General features: G+C 72.9%; 19 protein-coding genes and 1 pseudogene. 5 read left to right on the forward strand and 15 right to left on the reverse strand.

The window, feature by feature from the left end:
- Positions 1-149: 149 nt before the first annotated feature.
- From GA0070616_RS27135 to GA0070616_RS27155, 5 genes are all read right to left on the reverse strand, one after another.
- Entirely contained in the window at positions 150-779 is a 630-nt protein-coding gene (locus GA0070616_RS27135; protein WP_091089468.1) for an MBL fold metallo-hydrolase, read from the reverse strand.
- Entirely contained in the window at positions 779-1,864 is a 1,086-nt protein-coding gene (locus GA0070616_RS27140) for an S-(hydroxymethyl)mycothiol dehydrogenase (protein ID WP_091091794.1), read from the reverse strand. The genes GA0070616_RS27135 and GA0070616_RS27140 overlap by 1 nt, the downstream gene beginning before the upstream one ends.
- A 146-nt stretch (positions 1,865-2,010) precedes the next feature.
- The gene (locus GA0070616_RS27145; protein WP_245712915.1) at positions 2,011-2,931 is read right to left on the reverse strand and encodes an alpha/beta fold hydrolase; all 921 of its coding nucleotides are present in this window, start codon (positions 2,929-2,931) and stop codon (positions 2,011-2,013) included.
- Positions 2,928-3,917, reverse strand: coding sequence for an SDR family NAD(P)-dependent oxidoreductase (locus GA0070616_RS27150; RefSeq protein ID WP_091089472.1), 990 nt, complete (start codon positions 3,915-3,917; stop codon positions 2,928-2,930). Before GA0070616_RS27150 ends, GA0070616_RS27145 begins: the two co-directional genes overlap by 4 nt.
- A gap of 48 nt (positions 3,918-3,965) precedes the next feature.
- On the reverse strand, positions 3,966-5,477 hold the full coding sequence (locus GA0070616_RS27155; protein ID WP_217628241.1) for a flavin-containing monooxygenase: 1,512 nt from the start codon (positions 5,475-5,477) through the stop codon (positions 3,966-3,968).
- Positions 5,478-5,589: 112 nt separating this feature from the next.
- On the opposite strand from GA0070616_RS27155, the gene GA0070616_RS27160 reads away from it, so the two are divergent.
- On the forward strand, positions 5,590-6,294 hold the full coding sequence (locus GA0070616_RS27160; protein ID WP_091089478.1) for a TetR/AcrR family transcriptional regulator: 705 nt from the start codon (positions 5,590-5,592) through the stop codon (positions 6,292-6,294).
- Here GA0070616_RS27160 and GA0070616_RS27165 read toward each other — a convergent pair.
- The 7 genes and pseudogenes from GA0070616_RS27165 to GA0070616_RS27195 form a co-directional block, all read right to left on the reverse strand.
- Positions 6,261-6,863 (reverse strand): MBL fold metallo-hydrolase, encoded by a 603-nt coding sequence (locus GA0070616_RS27165; protein WP_091089482.1) that lies wholly within the window; start codon positions 6,861-6,863, stop codon positions 6,261-6,263. The genes GA0070616_RS27160 and GA0070616_RS27165 overlap by 34 nt on opposite strands.
- Positions 6,864-6,963: 100 nt before the next feature.
- Positions 6,964-7,470: a hypothetical protein gene (locus tag GA0070616_RS27170; protein ID WP_139129005.1), complete on the reverse strand. Its 507-nt coding sequence runs from the start codon at positions 7,468-7,470 to the stop codon at positions 6,964-6,966.
- 43 nt (positions 7,471-7,513) lie between these two features.
- Positions 7,514-8,383 (reverse strand): carbohydrate ABC transporter permease, encoded by an 870-nt coding sequence (locus GA0070616_RS27175; RefSeq protein WP_091091799.1) that lies wholly within the window; start codon positions 8,381-8,383, stop codon positions 7,514-7,516.
- Between the two features lie 38 nt (positions 8,384-8,421).
- Positions 8,422-9,459 (reverse strand): ABC transporter ATP-binding protein, encoded by a 1,038-nt coding sequence (locus GA0070616_RS27180; RefSeq protein ID WP_091089489.1) that lies wholly within the window; start codon positions 9,457-9,459, stop codon positions 8,422-8,424.
- A complete protein-coding gene (locus GA0070616_RS27185) occupies positions 9,456-10,775 on the reverse strand; it encodes an ABC transporter substrate-binding protein (RefSeq protein WP_091089492.1) in 1,320 nt (439 codons plus the stop codon). The genes GA0070616_RS27180 and GA0070616_RS27185 overlap by 4 nt, the downstream gene beginning before the upstream one ends.
- A gap of 12 nt (positions 10,776-10,787) precedes the next feature.
- Complete coding sequence (locus GA0070616_RS27190) at positions 10,788-11,627, reverse strand: carbohydrate ABC transporter permease (RefSeq protein ID WP_091089495.1); 840 nt, start codon at positions 11,625-11,627, stop codon at positions 10,788-10,790.
- A 25-nt stretch (positions 11,628-11,652) separates the two neighbouring features.
- Positions 11,653-14,447: pseudogene (locus GA0070616_RS27195) on the reverse strand (exo-alpha-sialidase).
- Between the two features lie 327 nt (positions 14,448-14,774).
- On the opposite strand from GA0070616_RS27195, the gene GA0070616_RS27200 reads away from it, so the two are divergent.
- Both GA0070616_RS27200 and GA0070616_RS27205 read left to right on the forward strand, forming a co-directional pair.
- Entirely contained in the window at positions 14,775-15,662 is an 888-nt protein-coding gene (locus GA0070616_RS27200; RefSeq protein ID WP_091089499.1) for a pentapeptide repeat-containing protein, read from the forward strand.
- A gap of 167 nt (positions 15,663-15,829) precedes the next feature.
- Positions 15,830-16,057 (forward strand): hypothetical protein, encoded by a 228-nt coding sequence (locus GA0070616_RS27205; RefSeq protein ID WP_091089502.1) that lies wholly within the window; start codon positions 15,830-15,832, stop codon positions 16,055-16,057.
- A 12-nt stretch (positions 16,058-16,069) separates the two neighbouring features.
- Here GA0070616_RS27205 and rnhA read toward each other — a convergent pair whose 3' ends face one another.
- The gene (gene rnhA / locus GA0070616_RS27210; protein ID WP_091089506.1) at positions 16,070-16,543 is read right to left on the reverse strand and encodes a ribonuclease HI; all 474 of its coding nucleotides are present in this window, start codon (positions 16,541-16,543) and stop codon (positions 16,070-16,072) included.
- A gap of 145 nt (positions 16,544-16,688) precedes the next feature.
- Positions 16,689-17,951: a lycopene cyclase family protein gene (locus GA0070616_RS27215; protein ID WP_091091802.1), complete on the reverse strand. Its 1,263-nt coding sequence runs from the start codon at positions 17,949-17,951 to the stop codon at positions 16,689-16,691.
- Between the two features lie 98 nt (positions 17,952-18,049).
- On the opposite strand from GA0070616_RS27215, the gene GA0070616_RS27220 reads away from it, so the two are divergent.
- Positions 18,050-18,877: a class I SAM-dependent methyltransferase gene (locus tag GA0070616_RS27220; RefSeq protein WP_091089510.1), complete on the forward strand. Its 828-nt coding sequence runs from the start codon at positions 18,050-18,052 to the stop codon at positions 18,875-18,877.
- 116 nt (positions 18,878-18,993) lie between these two features.
- Here GA0070616_RS27220 and GA0070616_RS27225 read toward each other — a convergent pair whose 3' ends face one another.
- Positions 18,994-19,593 carry a hypothetical protein gene (locus GA0070616_RS27225; RefSeq protein WP_091089514.1) on the reverse strand — a complete coding sequence of 200 codons (600 nt, stop codon included), beginning with the start codon at positions 19,591-19,593 and terminating at the stop codon, positions 18,994-18,996.
- A 680-nt stretch (positions 19,594-20,273) separates the two neighbouring features.
- Between GA0070616_RS27225 and GA0070616_RS27230 the strand changes: the two genes are divergently transcribed.
- On the forward strand, positions 20,274-20,768 hold the full coding sequence (locus GA0070616_RS27230) for a hypothetical protein (RefSeq protein WP_091089518.1): 495 nt from the start codon (positions 20,274-20,276) through the stop codon (positions 20,766-20,768).
- Positions 20,769-20,820: the final 52 nt, after the last annotated feature.

A 20,820-nucleotide genomic window follows, 5' to 3' on the forward strand; every position in this document is an offset into this window, starting at 1 on the left:
CGGCACGGATCACGTGGGTGGACATGGAGGTCGCCGGCCGCAACCCGGGGCGGATCACCCCTTGGGTGTTGCAGGCGTTCATCGATCGGCACGCCGGACGCCGGGTGCGGCCGGTTCGCCGCCCGACCGACCGGCGCGCCGGCCCCCCGTCAGTGCCCCCGGGCCAGCCACTCGTCGAGGTGCGGGGCCTCCGCGCCGATGGTGGTGCTGTCGCCGTGACCGGTGTGCACCACCGTCTGCGGCGGCAGGGTGAGCAGCCGGTCCCGGATGGAGACCACGATCGTGCCGAAGTCGCTGAAGGATCGGCCGGTGGCACCGGGCCCGCCGGCGAACAGCGTGTCGCCGGTGAACACCACGCCCAGCCCGGCCGAGTGCAGGCAGCACGCCCCCGGGCTGTGGCCCGGGGTGTGCAGCACCGTCAACGCCGTCCCGGCGACCTCGACCGTCGCGCCGTCGCGCAGCTCACCGCCCGGCGGCTCGTCCGGATGCACCATGTCCCACAGCACCCGGTCGTCGGGGTGCAGCAGCACCGGTGCGCCGGTGGCCCGGGACAGCGCGGGCGCCACCCGGACGTGGTCGTCGTGGGCGTGGGTGGCGACGACCGCCCGGACCCGACGCCCGCCCACCACGGCGAGGATCGCCCCCACGTCGTGCGGGGCGTCGACCACCACACACTCGGCGTCGTCGCCGACGACCCACACGTTGTTGTCGACGTCGAAGCTCTGCCCGTCGAGGGTGAAGGTGCCGGAGGTGACGGCGTGGTCGATGCGGACGGCCATCAGAACACCACCACCGAACGCAGCACGTCGCCCCGGTGCATCCGGGCGAACGCCTCCTCGACGCCGTCGAGGCCGATCTCCTCGGTGACGAAGGCGTCGAGGTCGAGGCGACCCTGCAGGTACAGCGCGGTGAGCATCGGGAAGTCGCGGCTGGGCAGGCAGTCGCCGTACCAGGAGGACTTCAGGGCACCGCCCCGGCCGAACACGTCGAGCAGCGGCAGGTCCACCGTCATCTCCGGCGTCGGCACGCCGACCAGCACCACGGTGCCGGCCAGATCCCGGGCGTAGAACGCCTGCTTCCAGGTCTCCGGGCGGCCCACCGCGTCGATCACCACGTCGGCACCGAAGCCGCCCGTGGCCGCGCGGATCTCCTCGACCGGGTCGGCCGCGGAGGCGTCGACGGTGTGGGTGGCCCCGAACCGGCGGGCCAGGTCGAGCTTGCGGGCGTCGGTGTCCACCGCCACGATCGTCGTCGCACCGGCGAGCGCCGCACCGGCGACGGCGGCGTCGCCCACACCGCCGCAGCCGATCACCGCCACGGAGTCGCCCCGGGTGACACCGCCGGTGTTCATGGCCGCCCCGAGGCCGGCCATGACCCCGCAGCCCAGCAGCCCGACGGCGGCGGGCCGCGCGGCCGGGTCGACCTTCGTGCACTGCCCGGCGTGGACCAGCGTCTTCTCGGCGAACGCCCCGATGCCCAGCGCCGGGGTCAGTTCGGTGCCGTCGGTCAGCGCCATCTTCCGGGTCGCGTTGTGGGTGGCGAAGCAGTACCAGGGCCGGCCCCGCCGGCAGGCCCGGCACTCCCCGCACAGCGCCCGCCAGTTCAGCACCACGAAGTCGCCGGGCGCGACCCCGTCGACCCCCTCCCCCACCTCCTCGACGACGCCGGCCGCCTCGTGCCCCAGCAGGAAGGGATAGTCGTCGTTGATGCCGCCCTCGCGGTAGTGCAGGTCGGTGTGGCAGACCCCGCAGGACAGCACCCGCACCACGGCTTCGCCGGGCCCCGGGTCCGGCACCACGATGGTGGCGACCTCCACGGGCGCGCCCTTGCTGCGGGAGATGACCCCCCGGACCTCCTGGCTCACGCTCTCCTCCGTCTCCGCACCGACCGTGGTGCCGCCGTCCATCCACGCGGCGGCGTGCCGGGTGCGGCGACGACGCCGGTGGGATCCTGCGCCGAACCTACCGCCGATCAGCGTCGCCGGCTCACCGACCGGGCCAGGGGCACCGGTCAGCCGGCGGCACCGCGGCCGGATTCGCCGTCACCGCCGACGGCTGCCGGCGCGGCGGCGGCCGGGTCGACGGCGGCCGACCCGGCCGACCCGGCCGACCAGAATCCGGCCAGCAGGTCGCTGAACTCCTGCGCGCACTCGATCTGCGGCATGTGTCCGCAGCCACGGAACAGGTGCGTGCGGGCCCGGGGCAGCCGATCGCGCGCCGCGTCGAGATGCAGCGCCGGCAGGATCAGGTCCCGGTCGCCCCACACGACCAGGGTGGGCACGTCGAGACGCTCCACCCCGGCCAGCAGCTCCTCGCGCCACCGGTCACCGACCCCGCGGAAGGTGCCCAGGTCACGGGCGGTCTCCAGCATCACCCGCGCCGCGTACGGACGGCGGGCCACCTCCAGCGCGTACGCGATGCGCTCGGCGGTGGCGAACGACGGATCGCAGAACAGCGACAGTTCCGCCCGGCGGGCGGCGAAACGGGTGGGCCGCAGCATCAACCTGCCCAGGGGACGCAGCGCGAGCAGCCGCAGCGCGATGGTCACCTCCCGGCCGAAGCCGGCGCTGTTGACCAGAGCGAGGCTGGCGACCCGGGCCGGGTCGGCCACGGCGACGCGCATGGCCACCGCCCCGCCCAGCGAGTTGCCGACCAGGTGCACGGGCGCCTCGACGCCGACCGCGTCGAGGTAGCGACCGACGAACCCGCCCAGTGCCTCGAGCGTGCAACGCCCCGCCGGCGGCAGTGAACCGCCGTAGCCGGGCAGGTCGACGCTGTGCACCCGGTACCGGTCGGCGAGCAGTTCGTGCTGCTCGGTGAAGTCGCGCAGCGTACGCCCGATGCCGTGCAGCATCACCACCGGCGGGCCGTCGCCGTCCACCCGGTGCCGGACGCGTCGCCCGTCGACGGTGAGATGCCGGTGCCCGCTCACGACCGCTGCCCCGGGGCGTCGGCGGTGGGCGCGGCCGGGTCGGCGGTCGACGGCGGGTCGACCCCGGGGTTCCCCTCGGCGGACGCGGCCGGTTCGGCGGGCGGCCGGGTCGACCCGGCCCCGGGGGCCGGGCGGCCGGCCCGTCGGGCGGGGTCGCCGGCTGCGGCGTTGAGCCCGGCGACGAGCAGCCGGCCGTACGAGGCGGGCGCGAGTCGGGCCAGCAGATCGGGCAGCTTCGCCGACCAGCCGATCAGGACGCGGCCCCGGCGGCGGCGCACGGCGCGCAGGATGACCTCGGCGGCCACGGCGGGATCGATGCTGAGCAGCTTCTCGAACTGCCGCCGGCCCGTCTCGTACTCCTCGGGGGACACGCCGCTGCCGATCCGGGCGTTCTCGGCGATGCGGGTGCGGATTCCGCCGGGGTGCACCGACGTCACCCCGATGCCGTCGTCGACGAGTTCGTGGCGCAGGGCCTCGGTGAAGCCGCGCACGGCGAACTTGCTGGCCGAGTAGGCGGCCTGGCCGGGTGGTGCGATCAGCCCGAACAGGCTGGAGACGGTGACCAGGTGGGCGCCGGACTCGGCCTTGAGCGCGGGCAGCAGGGCGTGGGTGAGCTGCACGACGGCCCGGAAGTTGACGTCGATCACCCACTGGAACTCCTCCAGCGTCACCTGGTCGAACCGGCCGCCCAGCGCCACCCCGGCGTTGTTGACCAGCAGCCGGATCCGGGGGTGACGGTGCCGGACCTCCTCGGCGACCCGGGCGGTGGCGTGGGCGTCGGCGAGGTCCACCACGTGGGTGACGAGCTGACAGTCGGGGTGTGCGGCGCCGATCGCGGCGGCGACCGCGGCGAGCCGGTCGGCGTCCCGGTCGAGCAGCACCAGGTCGCTGCCCCGGCGGGCCAGGCCGTGCGCCAGGGCCTCCCCGATGCCGCTGGCGGCGCCGGTGACCACGGCCGTGCCGGCGGTGAAGACGAAGGTACGCACTGTGCGGGCTCCTCTCCGAACGGGCCCGGCCGGGGCCGGGCGGTTCGCTCAGCCGACGGTGGTGCCGGTGGAACGGTCGGCGGCACCCGGCCGCGACGCGGTGCCCGCCTGGGAGAACCGAACCCCCTCGTCGGCCAGCCGGCCGTGGCGCATCAGCAGCACGTCCCGGGGATAGTTCTGGTGCAGCCGCCAGGGTGCGCGGGCACCCTGCTTGGGCAGGGCGTCGACGCTGCGCAGCACGTACCCGGCGGTCAGGTCGATGATGGGGGCCAGCTCACCGTCGGGCGGCGGCAGCGGGGTGGCGACCTGCTGCCCCGTGCGGTCGAGGTGGCGCAGCAGGCGGCACACGTACGTCGCCACGAGGTCGGCCTTCAACGTCCAGGAGGCGTTGGTGTAGCCGACGGTCATGGCGAAGTTCGGCACGCCGGAGAGCATCATGCCCTTGTAGGCCACCGTCCGGGCCAGGTCCACCGGCGTCCCGTCGACGGTCAGCGTGGTGTCGCCGAGGGCCAGCAGGTTCAGGCCGGTGGCGGTGACGACCACGTCGGCCGCCAGCTCGGCGCCGGAGGCGAGCCGGATCCCGGTCTCGGTGAACGTGTCGATCGTGTCGGTGACGATCGAGGCTCGGCCGTTCGACAGGGCGGTGAACAGGTCGCCGTCGGGCACCACGCACAGCCGCTGGTCCCACGGGTCGTAGCGGGGCGAGAAGTGCCGGTCGACGTCGTAGCCGGCGGGCAGCCGTCCCTTCGCCGCCCACCGCAGCAGCTTCTTCACCAGGCCGGGGGCACGGCGACTGACCTGGTAGTTGGCGGTCGCCAGCAGCACGTTCTTCCACCGCACCACCGGATAGAGGGCCTTCTCCGGCAACACCCGCCGCAACGCGTCGGCGAGGACGTCGCGGGAGGGCCGCGCCAGCACGTACGTCGGTGAACGCTGGAGCATGGTCACGTGGGCCGCCCGCTCGGCCAGGGCCGGCACCAGGGTCACCGCCGTCGCGCCACTGCCGATCACCACGATCCGCTTGCCGGTGTGGTCGAGGTCGGCCGGCCAGTGCTGCGGGTGCACGACCTGCCCGGTGAACCGCCCGATGCCCGGGAACTCGGGCGTGTAGCCGGCGTCGTAGCGGTAGTAGCCGCTGCAGATGAACAGGAAACCACAGGTCAGGGTGACGGTCTCGGCGGTGTCCGCCCGGTGGACGCGCACCGTCCACACCGCGCGTTCGCTGTCCCACTCCGCGCCGACCACCCGATGGTGGAAACGGACGTGCCCGGTCACGCCGTACTCGTCGGCGGTCTCGCGGACGTACCGGCGGATGGAGTCCCCGTCGGCGATGGCCTTCGGGTCGGTCCACGGTCTGAAGGAGTAGCCGAGGGTGTACATGTCGGAGTCGGAGCGGATACCGGGATAGCGGAACAGGTCCCAGGTGCCACCGATCGCGCCCCGCGCCTCGAGCACCGCGTACGTCTTGTCGGGGCAGTTGCGTCGCAGGTGGCAGGCCGCGCCGATCCCGGAGAGCCCGGCACCCACGATGAGCACGTCGACGTGGTCGGAGGACATCACGACTCCTGATCCCGAGGTGGTGACCCCGGACACTATCCACCGCCGTCGACAACCGTCAACACCCTGTCGAGAGACGTCGACAGCCCGTCGAGGGGGTGTACGATCGACGCTCATGACACCCGCCCGTACCGCCCCCCGTGACGCGAACCCACGCGGACGCCGCGCGGCCCGCTCGGCGGGCGACGAACGGGAGTCGGCCATCCTCGCCACCGCCGAGCGGCTGCTCGCCGAGCGCTCCTTCGCCGAGATCTCCATCGACGACCTGGCCCGCGGCGCGGGCATCTCCCGCCCGACCTTCTACTTCTACTTCCCGTCGAAGGACGCGGTGCTGCTGACCCTGCTCGACCGGGTCACCGAGGAGGCCGACGCCGCCGCCGGCGACGTGCTCGACCGGCTCGCCGAGGACCCGCGCGCCCGCTGGAGGGAGCTGATCGGCCGGTTCCACGAGACGTTCGGCGCCCACCGGGCCGTGGTGCTGGCCTGCGCCCAGGTCCGCGGCACCAACGCCGAGGTGCGCCGCCTGTGGGCCACGGTGCTGGAACGCTGGGTGCAGGCCATCACCACCGCCGTCGAGGCGGAACGCCGCCGGGGCGCTGCCCCGGCGGGGCTGCCGGCGCGGGACCTCGCGATCGCGCTGAACTCGATGAACGAGCGGGTGTGGTATGCCACCTTCGCCGGCGACGGGCCGGCGGTGGCCGACGCCGACGTCGTCGACGTGCTGCTGGACGTGTGGCTGGCCAGCATCTACCGCGACACCACGGCCCCGCCGGCCGCGGGTACGGGTCAGATCGTCTCCCCCGGCGACAGGTACCGGTAGCCGGGAACCGTCTCGGCGAACCAGCCGTTGACGCTGGCCAGGCCCCGCTCGTTGAGCTGCGCGTCGTGGATGGCCACCACCCGTGACGAGTCGGTGGCCGTGGCGAAGTCGACGGCCTCGGTGAGCTTCAGCCACGACGCCTGCGCCGGCACGAGCAGCGTCCGCACCGGCCGACCGGGCGCGACGAGTGAGTCACCCGGGTGGTAGACCTCGTCCTCGACGAGGTAGCCGAGGTTGGCACAGTCCGGCTGTCCACCGTGGATGGTGGCGTGCCGACCCCCGACGGCGGCCACGGTCAGCCCGGCGGCGGTGAACCGTTCCCCGGGGCGTACCCGGGTGACCGGCAACGGCGCGAGGTCGGGCAGCACCGCGCCATGCGGGGCGTACACCGGCACGCCCAGGCCCGCCAGTCGCAGCACGTCCACGTGGTCGGTGTGTTCGTGCGTGACCAGCACGGCGTCCGCGCCGGCCAGGGCGCGCGGCTCGCTCCACGTGCCCGGGTCGATGACCAGCACCGTGCCGTCGTGTTCGAGGCGTACGCAGGAATGCGTGTACTTGGTGATCCGCACTGCCCGAACCTACGCCCCGCCTGGTGGTGGGTGTGGCCGCGGGCGCGGGGTGCCCCGGGTCACCACCCGTAGGGCGTCCTAGGATGCTAGGTGGCACGCCTCAACCCGGGATCACTCTGGTCACCGCGATGGTCTGGGCCAGTTCACGGTCGCCGCAGGTGGCCGGTCGGGTGGTGAGCGACCCCTGCACCGTGACCCGCTGCCCCGCCGTCAGGCCCCGTGCCGCGTCCCCGGTCAGCGCCCACCGCCGCGCCCCGACCAGCAGCATCAGACAGTCGCCGTCGCGCTCGACCGTGCCGGTGAGCGTCCGCCCACCCCAGGGCAGCCCACCGGGCACCTCCCCACCGGACGGCCTCGGGAACGCGGTGGTCCCGGGCAGTGGCGCGGCGGTGCCGCCGGCCGGCGGCGGGTCGGAGGCGGGTCGCGTGGGCGACGCCGGCGGCTGCCCGGGCACACCGGGCGGCCCGGTCGGAGCGGCGGAACCGAGCGGAGGAGCTGGCGACGCCGGCTGCGGGGAGCCGGGAGACGACGGGTCGCTCCCGTCGCCGCAGCCCGCCGTCAGGCCCAGCAGGCCGATCACGCCCAGCACCACCGGCATTCGTCGCACCGTGACCACCTCCGATCGGACGCCCCGCCGCCCCGCCCGCAGGTCAGAGCCGGTAGAAGCGACGGTAGCGGCGGATCAGCCGCCACTGCACCAGCACGGCCGCCGCGGTCAGCAGAATCATCACCAGCGTCGCCGCCGCCGCGTAGCCGTAGCGAAGGTACTCGAAGCCCGTCTGGTAGACGAACAGCGACAGGTAGGTCGTCGAGTACGGCGGCGGCCCCCCGTCGGTGACGACGAACGCCGGTACGAAGGTGAAGTGCAGGCTGGCGATGGCGTCACGGACGGCGAGCAGCGCCAGCACCGGCGCCATCATCGGCAGGGTGATCCGGCGGAAGACGTCCCAGCCGGTGGCGTCCTCGACGGCGGCCATCTCGTACACGTCGCGGGGCAGGGCGCGGCGCGCGGCGAGCAGCACCACGAAGGTCTCCCCCATGGTGAACAGGCTCATCAGGATGATCGCCGCGCGGGCGTCGGTGGGGTCGGTGAGCCACTGCGGCGGAGTGCGGCCCAGCGCGGTCAGCCCGTTCTCACCGCCGGTGCGCAGCACCTGGTTGATCGGCCCGTACAGCGGGTTGAGCAGCCACAGCCAGAGCAGACCGTAGGCGATCTCCGGCACCGCCGTGGGCAGCAGCGCCGCCGTGCGGGCGGTGCCGACGCCGCGGGCCCGCCGGTGCAGCAGCAGCGCCAGGCCGAGCGCGAACAGCACCCGCAACGGTACGGCGATCAACGCGAACACCAGGGAGTTGACCAGGGCCGTACGGAAGATCGGGTCGTCACCGAGGGCGACCAGGTTGTCCAGGCCCACCCAGGTCGGCGGGCGCAGCAGGTCGTAGGAGGTGAACGCCAGTGCCAGGGTGACCAGCGCGGGCAGCAGCACCAGGCCCACCAGGCCCACCAGGTACGGCGCCAGCATCAGCGCCAACTGCCGGCGGGCGCGGGTGTCCGGTCGGGTCACGGGGCGTACCGGCGGCCGGAGACGGCATGGAACACGTGCGTGTCGGCCCAGCGGACCGCGACGCGTACCGCCGAGCCTCTGCCTGGTCGGCGGGCCGCCGGCACCCGGGCGACCACCGGCGACCCGGCGGCGAGGGTGACGTACGCGTAGGCGTCCTCGCCGACCACCTCGACCCGGTCGACGACAGCCTCCGCGCCGTCGTCCGGGGCGAGGACGACCGCCTCGGGCCGGAACCCGATGAGCAGGTCACCGGTGGGTAGCACCGGAGCGTCGCCGGTGGGTGTCACCGGGCCGGTGGCGGGGAGCAGGTTCATCGCCGGGGAGCCGACGAACCCGGCCACGAACGTGGTGGCGGGGGCGCGCCAGATCTCGTCGGGTGTGCCCACCTGCTCGACGCGCCCGTCACGCAGCACCGCGATGCGGTCGGCGATCACCAGGGCCTCGGTCTGGTCGTGGGTGACGTGCACCATCGTCGCGCCGATCCGGTCGTGCAGAGCCCGCAGCTCGGTGCGCATCTCCACCCGCAGCGCCTGGTCCAGGTTGGACAACGGCTCGTCGAGCAGGAACACGTCCGGCTCGCGGACCAGGGCGCGGGCCAGGGCGACACGTTGGCGTTCACCGCCGGAGAGCTGCCCGGGACGGCGGCCCAGCAGCGCGGCGCAACCGACCGACTCGGCGGCGGCACGGGCCCGTTCGCGAGCGACCGCGCGGGGGGTGTCGCGGACCTCCAGCCCGAAGGCGATGTTCTCGGCGACGGTCAGGTGCGGGAACAGTGCGTACGACTGGAACACCATCGACACGTCACGGCGGCCGGGGCGCAGGTCGGTCACGTCGCGGCCGGCGATGCGCACCCGCCCGGCGGTCACCGGTTCCAGGCCGGCCACCACCCGCAGCACCGTGGACTTGCCGGCGCCGGAGGGCCCCAGCACGACCAGCAGTTCACCCCGCTCGGCGGTCAGGTCGACGCCGTGCAGGACGGTCGCGTCGCGGTAGGCGGCCGAGACGCCGTCGAGGACGAGCCCGGTCTCGCTCACCCGTTCTCCCCCCGGGCGAACATGGGCCGGGTGATGACGTCGAGGTCGCGGACCACGTCGTCGAGCCTGTCGCCGCGGTGCACGGCGTTCTCCAGGATGCCGTAGCTGGCGTCCTCGATCTCGGGCCAGGTGGACACGGTCGGCAGCGCCCGGACCGTGGGGATGGCGTCGAGGAACACCTGCGAGTTGCGCGGCGGACGGGTCGGATCGAGGAAGGCCGGCGAGCGGGACGTCTCGATGTGCGAGGGCACCGTCCGGCCGGTGGCGGCGATGATCCGCTGCCCCTCGGCGGACATGGCGTACTCCATGAACCGCCAGGCGGCGTCGGCGTTGCGCGCTCCCCTGGTCATGCAGTAGGCGTCGGAGTGCAGCACTCCGACGGGCTGCCGGTAGACCGGCAGCGGAGCGACGTCCCACTCGAAGCCGGTGACGGTGCGGAAGTTGGTGGTGGCGCGTCGGGAGGTCATCAGCATGGCCAGCCGGCCGTTGAGGAACCGCGACTCGTCGTCCTCGGCCTCGACCTCGGCGTCGCTGGGCACCACCCCGTACGCCTGCCGCAGGTCCACCAGATTCTTCAGCGCCTCCCGGGCGGCCGGGGTGTCCAGAGTGAGACGGGTCGGCTTGGCCGGGTCGTCGACGATCTCGCCGCCGTTGGACCACACCATCGGCGCGAGGCGGATGATCGACGTTTCCACACCGAGTCCGTGCACGACGGGCAGCCGGGCGGCCCCCTCGGCCTCGGTGCCCCTGATGACCAGGCCGCGGCTGTCGCGGGTCATGGCGGTGGCGGTGCCGACCAGGTCGTTCCAGGTCCAGCCGGCCCTCGGCTCGGGCACGCCGTACCTGGTGAACAGGGTGCGGTTGAAGTAGACGGCCAGGCTGGAGACGTTCTGCGGCAGGCAGAGCTGCTTGCCGTCCCAGCGGAACGCCTCCATCGCCACCGGGTAGTAGTCGGCCGGGTCGACGGCGTCGGAGGCGGCGATGCGGTCGTCGAGCGGCGCGACGACGCCCTTGGCGGCGAACTGCCCGTAGAAGCGGTAGTTCATCAGGAACAGGTCCGGTGGGGAGCCACCGGCCACGGAGGTCGCCAACCGGGCCAGCAGGTCCTTGCGGTCGCTGGCCTCGATGAGCTGCACCCGCTCCCCCGGTCGGGCCCTGCCGTACGCGTCGATCAGGGTGCGGTAGGCGGCCAGTTCCTCGGGCGCGCCGAACACCAGCAGCCGCACCGGTCCGCCGCCCGACGTCGCGCCGGAGCCGCAGCCGGTGGCGGCGAGCACGGCGGTCAGGGCGAGCGCGAGCAGGGCTTTGGGTCTCATCGGAGCGTCCCGTCAGTCGTCGTGGTGCAGGAAACGCCGCTGGGCGAGCACGAAGACCAGCAGCGCCGGGACCGTGGCGACCACCGCCCCGGCGAGGAAGACCGGGAAGTTGGTCGGGTCCAGCAGCGACAGGGAGCGCAGCGCCAACGGCAGGGTGAACAGGTCGCGGTCGTACACGTAGATCAGGGGGTCGAGGAAGTTCGACCAGGTCAGCACGAAGGTGAGCGCGGTCAGCCCGGCGGTGACCGGGCGGACCAGCGGCAACGCCACCCGCCACCAGGTACGCATCGGGCTGAGATCCTCCACCAGGCAGGCGTCGTACAGGTCGGCTGGCAACGCCCGGAACGCCAGATAGTAGACCAGGACGTAGAGGGGTGAGGTGCCCAGCAGCGCCGGGGTGATCAGCGGGACCAGCGTATCGGTCAGTCCGAGGAACCGGAAGATCGCGAAGCGGGGCACCAGCAGGGTGGTAGCGGGCACCATCAGCGCCGCCAGTGACGCCACCACGACGGTGGCGGTGACGCGCGGCGCGAGGCGGGCCATGGCGAAGCCGGCGAGGGACGCGACGAGCACGCTCAGCGGCACCGCGACGACCGCGACCACGACGGAGTTGAACGAGGCGCGCAGCAGGCCACCCAGGTCGAGGGCGCGCTCGTAGCCGACGGTGGACACCGGGTCCGGCACCAGTTGCGGAGTCGGTGGGGGCGGCAGCCCCGGCTCGGTGAGGGAGCCGGCCACCAGCAGCAGCAGCGGTGGCACGAAGACCAGGATCACGAAGGCCGCACCGAGGGTACGCCACAGTCGGGCGACCCGGTCGGGCAGCGGTGAGGGGCCGCTGGCGCGGCCCCTCACCGGGAATGTGCCGATTGTTGTTCCTCTACTTCCCGAGCGGGAGCTTCCAGGCGCCCAGGCCGTGCGAGGCGGCGTAGAGCACCCGCTCGCCCGGCACGATGGTCAGCCCGGCGACCTCGACGTTCGGCATGCCCGCCGCCGCCTTGGTCCAGGTGGTGCTCCCCTTGGCCAGCCGCAGCACACCGAAGTCGGTGGCGGCGTACAGGTCACCGGTGACGTCGTCGCGGACCAGGTCGGTGATCGGCTGGTCCCCGAAGTCGTACGACCGGTCGGCCCACGTCGCGCCGGCCTCGCCGACGGTCACCTCGAACGCGTGCCCGGGGGTGGCCGGGGTGTTCGAGTTGAAGCCGCTGTAGGAGACCCACGCCCGGGCCGGGTCGGCCGGGTCGACGTGGATGCTGGTCGGGAAGCGGTTGGGGGTGCTGGCGGTGTCGACCCGGGTCCAGGTCACCGCGGAGGCCGGCTCGGCGTCGGCGTTGCGGCTGACGAAGATCCGACCGGTGCTGGTGGCCGCCCACGCGGTGGAGGCGTCGGACGTGACCCGCTCGATCACGGAGACGGCTCCGCCGGCCCGATCGCCCCACGCGGCGTCGGTCAGGTCGTTGGCGCCCAGCGGCTCCCAGTCGCCGCAGACGTCCTCGTAGGTGCCGTCCCACGAGTTGCAGATCCGGTCGGCCTCCTCCAGGCTCCGGTCACCCAGGCCGAAGGTCTTGGTGCGGTAGACGGTGCGGCCCGTGCCGGCGAACATGGTGCCGCTGACCTTCGGGTCGCTGATCACCGGGGCGTAGAACAGGCTGCCCGGCTGACCGAAGATCGGGTCGGCGGTCCAGATCCAGCTGCCGATGTCACCGTTGGCGAAGTTCACCTCGGGCGAGACGTCGTAGAAGGTGTGGAAGCGGAACTCCTTCTTACCGACGTCCCAGCCGGACGCGCCGCCGTCGCCGATCATGGTGTTGATCCAGCGCCGCCGCTCGCCCTTGTTCTCCCAGGTGCCGTTGTCCTGGGTGCCGCCCTGGAGCTGGTTCACGTCGTGCGGGCTGACCGACAGGCTGATGAACTGCAGCGTGTTCATGCCCTTGTTGATGCCGTCGAGCTTCGACGGGATCTTCGACAGCATCTGCTTGCAGCGGTCCTTCTGGGCCTGCGTGGTCAGGTTGCGGTCCGGGTTGTCGCACCAGGCCGAGCGGTCGACGAACTGGCCGCTGGAACGCATCAGGCCGCCGTCGTTGGCCTCGAAGAACTGGTACGGGTTGCGCGGGTTGGTGACCAGGGCGTGCTGGTCGGGGTGCAGCCCGTTGGGGTGCAGCTCGTCGGTGCCGTCGTAGGTCATGTCGTAGCCGCTGACCCCGGCGTCGGTGGACAGCACGACGGCCCGCTTGTGGGCGATCGTCTCGCCGTAGACGTACGAGCCACCGGTGTAGACGATGTCCGGGTGCCCCTCGGGGTGTGCACGAACACGTCGTACCAGCACTGGCCGCCGCACTGGTTGTAGGTGGCGAAGCCCGGGTCGGCCGGGTTGGAGCTGGTCAGGTCGGTGAACGTGGGGGTGCCGGAGGCGACGTCGTCGCTGCGCAGCAGCCGCGCGTACGGGTTGCCGGTGTTGCCCTCGTAGACGTACATCCGGGTCTTGCCGTTGGGCAGGGCGGTGACGTCGATCGCCGGACGGGTCTGGAACAACTGGGCGTTGAGCGACGGCTTGATCTGCGCCCAGGTCGCGCCGGCGTCCATCGAGCGCCAGACGCCCCGGGCGTACGAGGCCGCGTACACGATGTCGGCGTTACGCGGGTCGAGCTTGACCTGGCGCACGCCGCGCGGCGAGCACGAGGTGGTGTTGGCGAACTCCGCCGCGCTGCCGGTGCACTCGGTGACGTCGGCCGAGCCGTTGTGGACGAACGACCAGCTCCGGCCGCCGTTGGTGGTCTTGTAGAGGCCCCACTTCTCGGCGTCCGGCACCGGCCGGGTCACGCCGCCGCAGCAGGAGCTGGACATGCCGCGCAGGGCGGTGGTGGTGGCGACGTAGATCGTCTTCGGGTCGCCCGGCTTGATGGTGATCTCACCGATGCCCTTGCCGGCCAGGACCTTCTTGCCCAGCGGGCCGGACCAGGTCAGGCCACCGTTGGTGGACCGGTACAGGCCCACCCCGGCGACGCAGCCGGAGGCGCAGACGTTGGCCTCACCGGTGCCGACGTAGATGGTCAGGCCGGTGCGGTCGTTACGGTCGATCTTCACCGAGCCGGCGGCGTTGATGCCCAGTGGCCCACCCAGGTAGAACCACTTGGGCTCGGCCGCGAGGACGTTCAGGGTGCCCCAGACGCCGCCGCCGGCCGGAGTGGCGTACGCCCGGCAGAGCAGCCGGTTGCAGTCGGGGCTGATGTCGATCGAGGTGACCCGGCCGCCGGCCACGTACTCGTTGGGCACGTAGTTGAAGGCGTTGCGGTACTCGGTGAAGGGGTAGAGGGCCTCGCTGGGGCCCACGTTCACCCATTTCCGACTGCCCCGGAAGCGCTTGTCGGCCGCGGTGAACGCCGCCTTGCTCCGGTCGACCTGGGCGATGCTGATCGAGTCGGCCGGGTAGGCCCGCTCGAGGAACTCCTGCTGGGCGGCGTTGCCCGGCCCCTCCGGCGACATGCCGTCGTTGCCGGGAGCCGCCCGCCGGAGGCGTTCGAGGTGGGCACCGAGCCCACCGGGCATCTCCCCGTCGCCCGCGGTGACGGCGGCCGGCGCCTCGGTGCCGGCAAAGTGGATTCCTACCATACCGGTCGATGCCACGAGGACACCGACCGCCAATCCTACGAGAAGATGGCGACGTCTGCGCTTCACCAGGGTCCCTCCGCCAGAAGAAGGCGTCACCGCAGCGCGGCACACCCGGGATTGGCGACCGTCGCTGGCAGCGTCCACGCAGGAATATGGCAGAGGGAGTCGGCGCAGGCAATAGAGCTTCTCCCAGCCGATCGGACACACTTGAGAAGGCGCAGGTGACAGTTCGTGTCGGCGGGCCGTCCGCGCCGCCCCCGCTTCGCGGGCTCCCGCCGGCCCTTCCGCAGCCCGCTGCGGCCGGGGGGCCGCGCCGACCCCGCCCTCCGGGCACCGTCGGTTGGGCAGGGACAATGGCGGTTCAGCCCACCGGCAGGAGGAGGAACGGTCAGCGTGTCGGACGTCGCCCCCCACGCGGCTGACCTGCGCGCCGACTGCGCCCGCTGCGTCGGCTTGTGCTGCGTCGCACCCGCCTTCGCCGCGTCGGCGGACTTCGCCGTCGACAAGCCGGCCGGGCAACCGTGCCGCAATCTGACACCGGACTTCCGCTGCGGCATCCACTCCGAGCTACGCGCCCGGGGCTTCCCGGGGTGCACCGTCTTCGACTGCTTCGGCGCGGGACAGCGGGTGACCCAGGTGACCTTCCGCGGCCGGGACTGGCGGACCGCCCCGGGGACCGCGAGACAGATGTTCGACACCTTCGCCGTGCTGCGCCCGCTGCACGAGCTGCTGTGGTATCTCACCGAGGCGCTGGCCCTGCACCCACCGGCGGACCTGCGGGACGGGTTGACCGCCGCGCTCACCGAGACCGAGCAGCTCGCCGCCGGCCCACCGGCGACCCTGCTCTCGCTCGACGTCGAGGCACACCGGAGCCGGGTCAACGTGCTGCTGTCGCGTACCGGCGACCTGGCCCGTTCCCGGGGCGGCCGGGCCGGGGCCGACCACCGCGGCGCACGGCTGTTCGGCGCCGATCTGCGGGGCACCGACCTGCGCCGGGCCAACCTGCGGGGTGCGCTGCTCATCGGTGCCGACCTGCGCGGGACTGACCTCACCCTGGCCGACCTGACCGGTGTCGACCTGCGCGGCGCCGATCTGCGCGGCGCCGACCTGTCCGCCAGCCTCTTCCTGCACCAGTCACAGCTCGACGCGGCCCACGGCGACCAGCACACGGTCCCACCCGCCGGGCGGGTCCGCCCCGTGCACTGGGCGGCGCTGCCGCTGACCGTGGTCCGCCGGCAGCACCCGGGCGGTGGCAGACGCCACGCTCGCCGCCGCCGCTGACCGTCCCGAACCCCGCCGCCGCTGACCGCTGCCCCGGCCGCGCACCGCTGGTTCGTCCCGCCAGTGTCCGACCCGGCGGTGGTGACGTTTCGCCCCCGCCGGCTCGGGAACCCGGCGACCGCAGTGACCGCGCGTTTGTCGACGACCGAGCGGGGCAGGAGTGGGGCATGAGCGAGGAGCAACGGCACGACCTGGCCGACACCGACGAGCCCGACGGCACCCCCGCCATGGAGGCGTCGCTGCGCCCACCCGGCGAGTCACTGCACACCACCGACGACACCGGCGACGACTTCGCCGACCTGCCTGCCGACGACCGACGGTCGGCCCGGGAGATCAGCCGGGCCGGCTACGACGTGCACGACGTCTCCGGCGCGGGTGACCCGAACCGCGAGTAGTCCGCCCGGAGGTCACCGGCTGGCGGCCGTCGCCCTGGCCTCGGTCATACCCCGGTTGGCGAGCGCGTCCGCGCGCTCGTTCTCCGGATGGCCGTTGTGGCCCTTGACCCACAGCCAGGTGATCCGGTGGCGGGCCCCGGCCTCCTCCAGCCGCTGCCACAGGTCGGCGTTCTTGACCGGCTGCTTCGCCGACGTCAGCCAGCCGTTGCGCTTCCACGAGGCCAGCCAACTGGTGATGCCGTTGCGCACGTAGGTGCTGTCGGTGTGCAGTTCCACGGTGACCGGCCGGGTGAGGCTCTCCAGGGCCCGGATCGCGGCCATCAGCTCCATCCGGTTGTTGGTGGTCGGGCTGGCCTCCCCGCCGCACAACTCCCGCTCGTGGCCGCCGTAGCGCAGCACCGCGCCCCAGCCGCCCGGCCCCGGGTTGCCGCTGCACGCGCCGTCGGTCCAGATCTGCACGGCCCGGCCGGCCACCTCGTCCACCATGCCGGCAACCTACCGAACGTCCACCGGTGTCCCGGCGCAGGCACCCGGCCCGGCGCCGCCTTGACCCGCCGCCTTGACCCGCCGCCTTGACCCGCCGCCTTGACAGGATCCTCACCGGACCATGAGGGCGGTTCCCGCCCGCGGTTCAGCCCCGCCCGTCGGTGGGTGCCGGGTCGGCGGTGACGGCGGAGTCGGCCACCGCGGGCGGCACCGCCCAGGGCCGGCGACGGGACGGGGCGAGCCGGTCGCGCAGCCGCGCGACGGCGTCACCCGTCGTGGCGGCGACCATCGGGGCCAGCCGGGCGGAGCGCATGACGGCCAGGTCCTCGGCCACGGTGGTGTCGCCGTCGAGGAAACGCAGCACCCGTTCCGCGGGGTTGCGCGCGAAGAGCCGGTCGAAGAACTCGGGGCCGCCGACCCCGCCGGCGTCCAACGCCCGCAGCGCCACCGCGTCCATCCACAGGTGACGACGGGGGTACGCGGACGCGGGCACCGGCGGCCGGCCGGCGGCCAGGGCCGCCGCGACCTGGTCGGCCTGGCGGTGCATGGCGGAGAAGGTGAACCCGGTCGACGGTCGGGTCGCGCCGCCGGCCGCGCCCAGGCGCACCACCCGGGGCGACGGGCGGGCGGTGAACGGCCCGTCGGTCATCGGGATCACCCCGTTCTCCACCTCCCGCACGGTGAGCCGGGCCGGGTCGAGCCCGAGGAGGCGACGGTAGCCGGTCAGCGCCGCGTCGTACGCCGCCCCGGTGAGCAGGGCCGGGGAGAACTCGGTGTACTCGACGAGGGCGTACCGGCTGCTGACCGGCAGGACGTAGCCGAAGGAGACGCCCCGGGCCGGCTGCGGGGTGCGGAAGTCCATCAGCACCGCCCGCCCCGGGTCGAACAGCGGACCGTCCGCTTCCAGCCACCAGCCACGAAAGTGCTGCAACCAGTTGGTGCGTCCGGGGCGGCTCGGCGGACGGGGCCGGGAGTCCAGCACCCAGCGGGCGCGGGCGACCGGGTTGTCGCCAGCACGGATCGCGACCCGGTCGCCGTCGTCGTCGAGCATGTCGACGCCCGCGCGGATGCGGATGGCGCCGAGGTGCCGCTCGGCCTCGGCAGCCCGGTCGTAGACCGGGCCCGAGCGCAGCATCGCGTACCGCAGGGGGGTCAGGTCGAGGACGCGGCGCCCGGCCGGTGTCGCCACCTCGACCTGCTGCCAGCTCGCGGCGAGCGCGTCGTCGAGGTCGCTGCCCGGCTGTCCCCAGAACGCCCAGGTGCGGTCCTGCCCCCGACGGTGCACCGGGTCGACCACGGCGATCCGCAGGCCGCGCACGCCGTGCCGGACGAGGGCCGCGAGCACGAGCGACGCCGCGCCCCCGCCGCCGACCAGGGCGAGGTCGACGTCGACCGGTGTGCTGTCCACCCCGACCACGCTGCCACATCCGCCGGCCCGGGGCGCGTCGGGGCGGTCAGGCGGGAAACCCCGTTGATCGGGGTACGCGGCTGTGCGAGCGTCGCCGGGTGGACGAATACCGTGCGGTGAACCGGGCCAGTTGGGACGAGCGGGCCCCCGCCCATGCCGCCTCCCCCGACTACGCGGTGCGGCGGTTCCTCGACGACCCGGCGTACCTGAGCGAGGTGGTCCGTTTCGACCTGCCCCGGCTCGGCGACGTGGCCGGGCTGCGCGGGGCGCACCTGCAGTGTCACATCGGCACCGACACGGTTTCGCTGCACCGGCTGGGCGCGCGGATGACCGGGCTGGACTTCTCGGGGGCGTCGCTCGAGCAGGCCCGGGATCTGGCCGCACGCACCGGCGCCGACGTCGACTTCGTCGAGGCCGACGTGTACGACGCGCCGCAGGCCCTCGGCGGGGAGAGGTTCGACCTGGTCTACACCGGGATCGGCGCGCTGTGCTGGCTGCCGGACGTGCGCCGTTGGGCGCAGGTGGTGTCGACGGTGCTGCGGCCCGGCGGCCGGTTGTTCCTGCGGGAGGGCCACCCGATGCTGTGGGCGCTGGACGACACCCGGCCCGACGGGGTGCTCGCCGTGGCACACCCGTACTTCGAACGGTCCGAGCCGACGGTGTGGGACGAGGGGGGAACGTACGTGACGACCGACGCGACGTTCACCCACAACCGGTCGTACGAGTGGAACCACGGGCTGGGTGAGATCGTCACGGCCCTACTCGACAACGGTTTCGAGTTGACCATGCTCATGGAGCATGACAGTGCCCCGTGGGACGCGCTGCCCGGCCATACGGTGAAGGGCGAGGACGGGGAACACCGCCTGCGGGACCGCCCCTGGCGGCTACCGCAGACGTACACGGTGCAGGCCCGCCTGCGGTCCTGATCCGCTGTGCAGGCCCGCCCGGATCCGCGTATGCCGCTGGCCGGCACCCGGTGTCGGGTGCCGGCCAGCGGTTTCGTTCCCCCTGTGTGGAAGGTCTGTGTGGGTCGGTCCGGGGGTCAGTTGTTCCAGTGTTCGGCGACGAGGTCGGCGGCCTGCTGTTCCCACTGGGCGTAGTGGTCGGGGTACGCCGAGACCTGGACGGTCTGCGCGGCCACGGTCAGCGGCATGTCCTGCCAGCCGTCGACCTGCTTGAGGCCCTTCAGGAACGCCAGGGTCGAGTACTCGGGGTCGGTGATCTGCTCGACCGTGCCCCAGCCGCTGGACGGGCGCTGCTGGAACAGGCCCTGCGAGTCGTGGTCGTTACGGTCACCCAGGTGACCCAGGTTCTCCAGCTTCGACTCCTGGAACGCGGTACCGATCGCGACCACGGCGGCACGCTCGTCCATCCCGGCCTTCTTCGTCGCCGCGACGATCGCCTTGGCGTTGGCGACCTGCTCGTCGGACAGGTCGATACGCGACTGGGCGCCCTGCACACCATGCGGCACCAGCTTGCCCATGTCCGGCTTACCCGCCTTCTCGGCCTGCACGACCGCCGTCACCGGGGCAGCCTCGGCCGGCGCGGCGACCGCACCCGAAACCGGACCAGCAACCATGCCACCGGCAAACGCCAGACCAGCAACACCCAACACACTCTTACGCAGCAGCTTCGACGTCATGACAACAGCTCCGTTCGGGGGTCGACACCCACCACAAGGGGGGACACGGTGGGTGCAAGCACCGACAGGCGCTCAAAGAACCAAGGGGGGAAGAACAAGAGGGGGAGGATCCGTCCGGGCCGGGGGCGGGGGATGCCCCTCACGGCGCCGGGACCATGTGTAACCACCGACCGGCCCGACCCATTCCCAGCCACCCCGGTCACCCGAGGCCGCCATCCGGAGACGCCCACCCACGAGGCAGGCACGAGCCCTGCTCGATCAGCCACCCCACACAACCACCCCCACCCACCGACCATTCCCACCCCCGAGCGCCCCACCAAACCCCCTGAAACCGGACGCTATTCCCATCACGGACACCCACCACAGACGACGTCAACTTGTACCAAGGGGGCAACTGTCGGCGAGTTCGAGACAACCGGCGCGCGCCGCCATGGTTCTCGCCGGGGACGCCAGGTTCGTCCGGCACATCTGACAGGACAGCCGCCCCGGTCACGTCGTGGCGGCGTTTCCGCTGTTCGCTCTGCCTTCGGGGTGGACACGTGACGGCAACGAGGAATTCTCGTTTTCACCCGATCGAGGGCTCAACCCGCCTAGTGTTGGGCACACCGGTGCTAGTCACGGAGTTGGCCACCCGAACGACGTCCCACGGATTCAGCGGACGAAAGTGAGGGAAGACGCGTATGCAGGCAAAGACTGTTCTCGTGTCGGCGGCGATCGGTGTGGGTCTGGGCACGCTGCTGCTGCCGGGCGTCGCACTGGCCGACACCACGGTGTCCCCGGCCACCACCCCGGTCGGCGGGACCGTCGTGCTCACCGCGACGACCTGCGACCCGAGTTCCGGTGACGCGATCTTCCGCGTCACCGGGCCGGACCGGGACCAGAACGTGCGATCCACCACGGCTGCGGCAGCCGGCGGCCTGAGCGCCGAACTGTTCACCGCCGGGTTCACCCTGGGCACCTACACCGTGGCCGCCACCTGCGGGGACGGCAGCCCTGACGGTACGGCCACGTTCACCGTCACCCCCATCGGCGGTGCGCCGGCCGGTGGTCGCGGTGACGGCGACGAAACGGGGGCGATCGCTGCCGGGGCCACCCTGCTCGGCACCGCCGCCGGAGGGGCGCTCATCCTGGCTCGCCGCAGGCGGCATGCCGTCACGGCCGCCGCCACGCTCTGAGCGACGATCCGACACACCACGTCCCTGGACGGGTGCCCGCACCGGTGACACC

Source organism: Micromonospora nigra, assembly GCF_900091585.1.
Classification (GTDB): Bacteria; Actinomycetota; Actinomycetes; order Mycobacteriales; family Micromonosporaceae; genus Micromonospora; species Micromonospora nigra.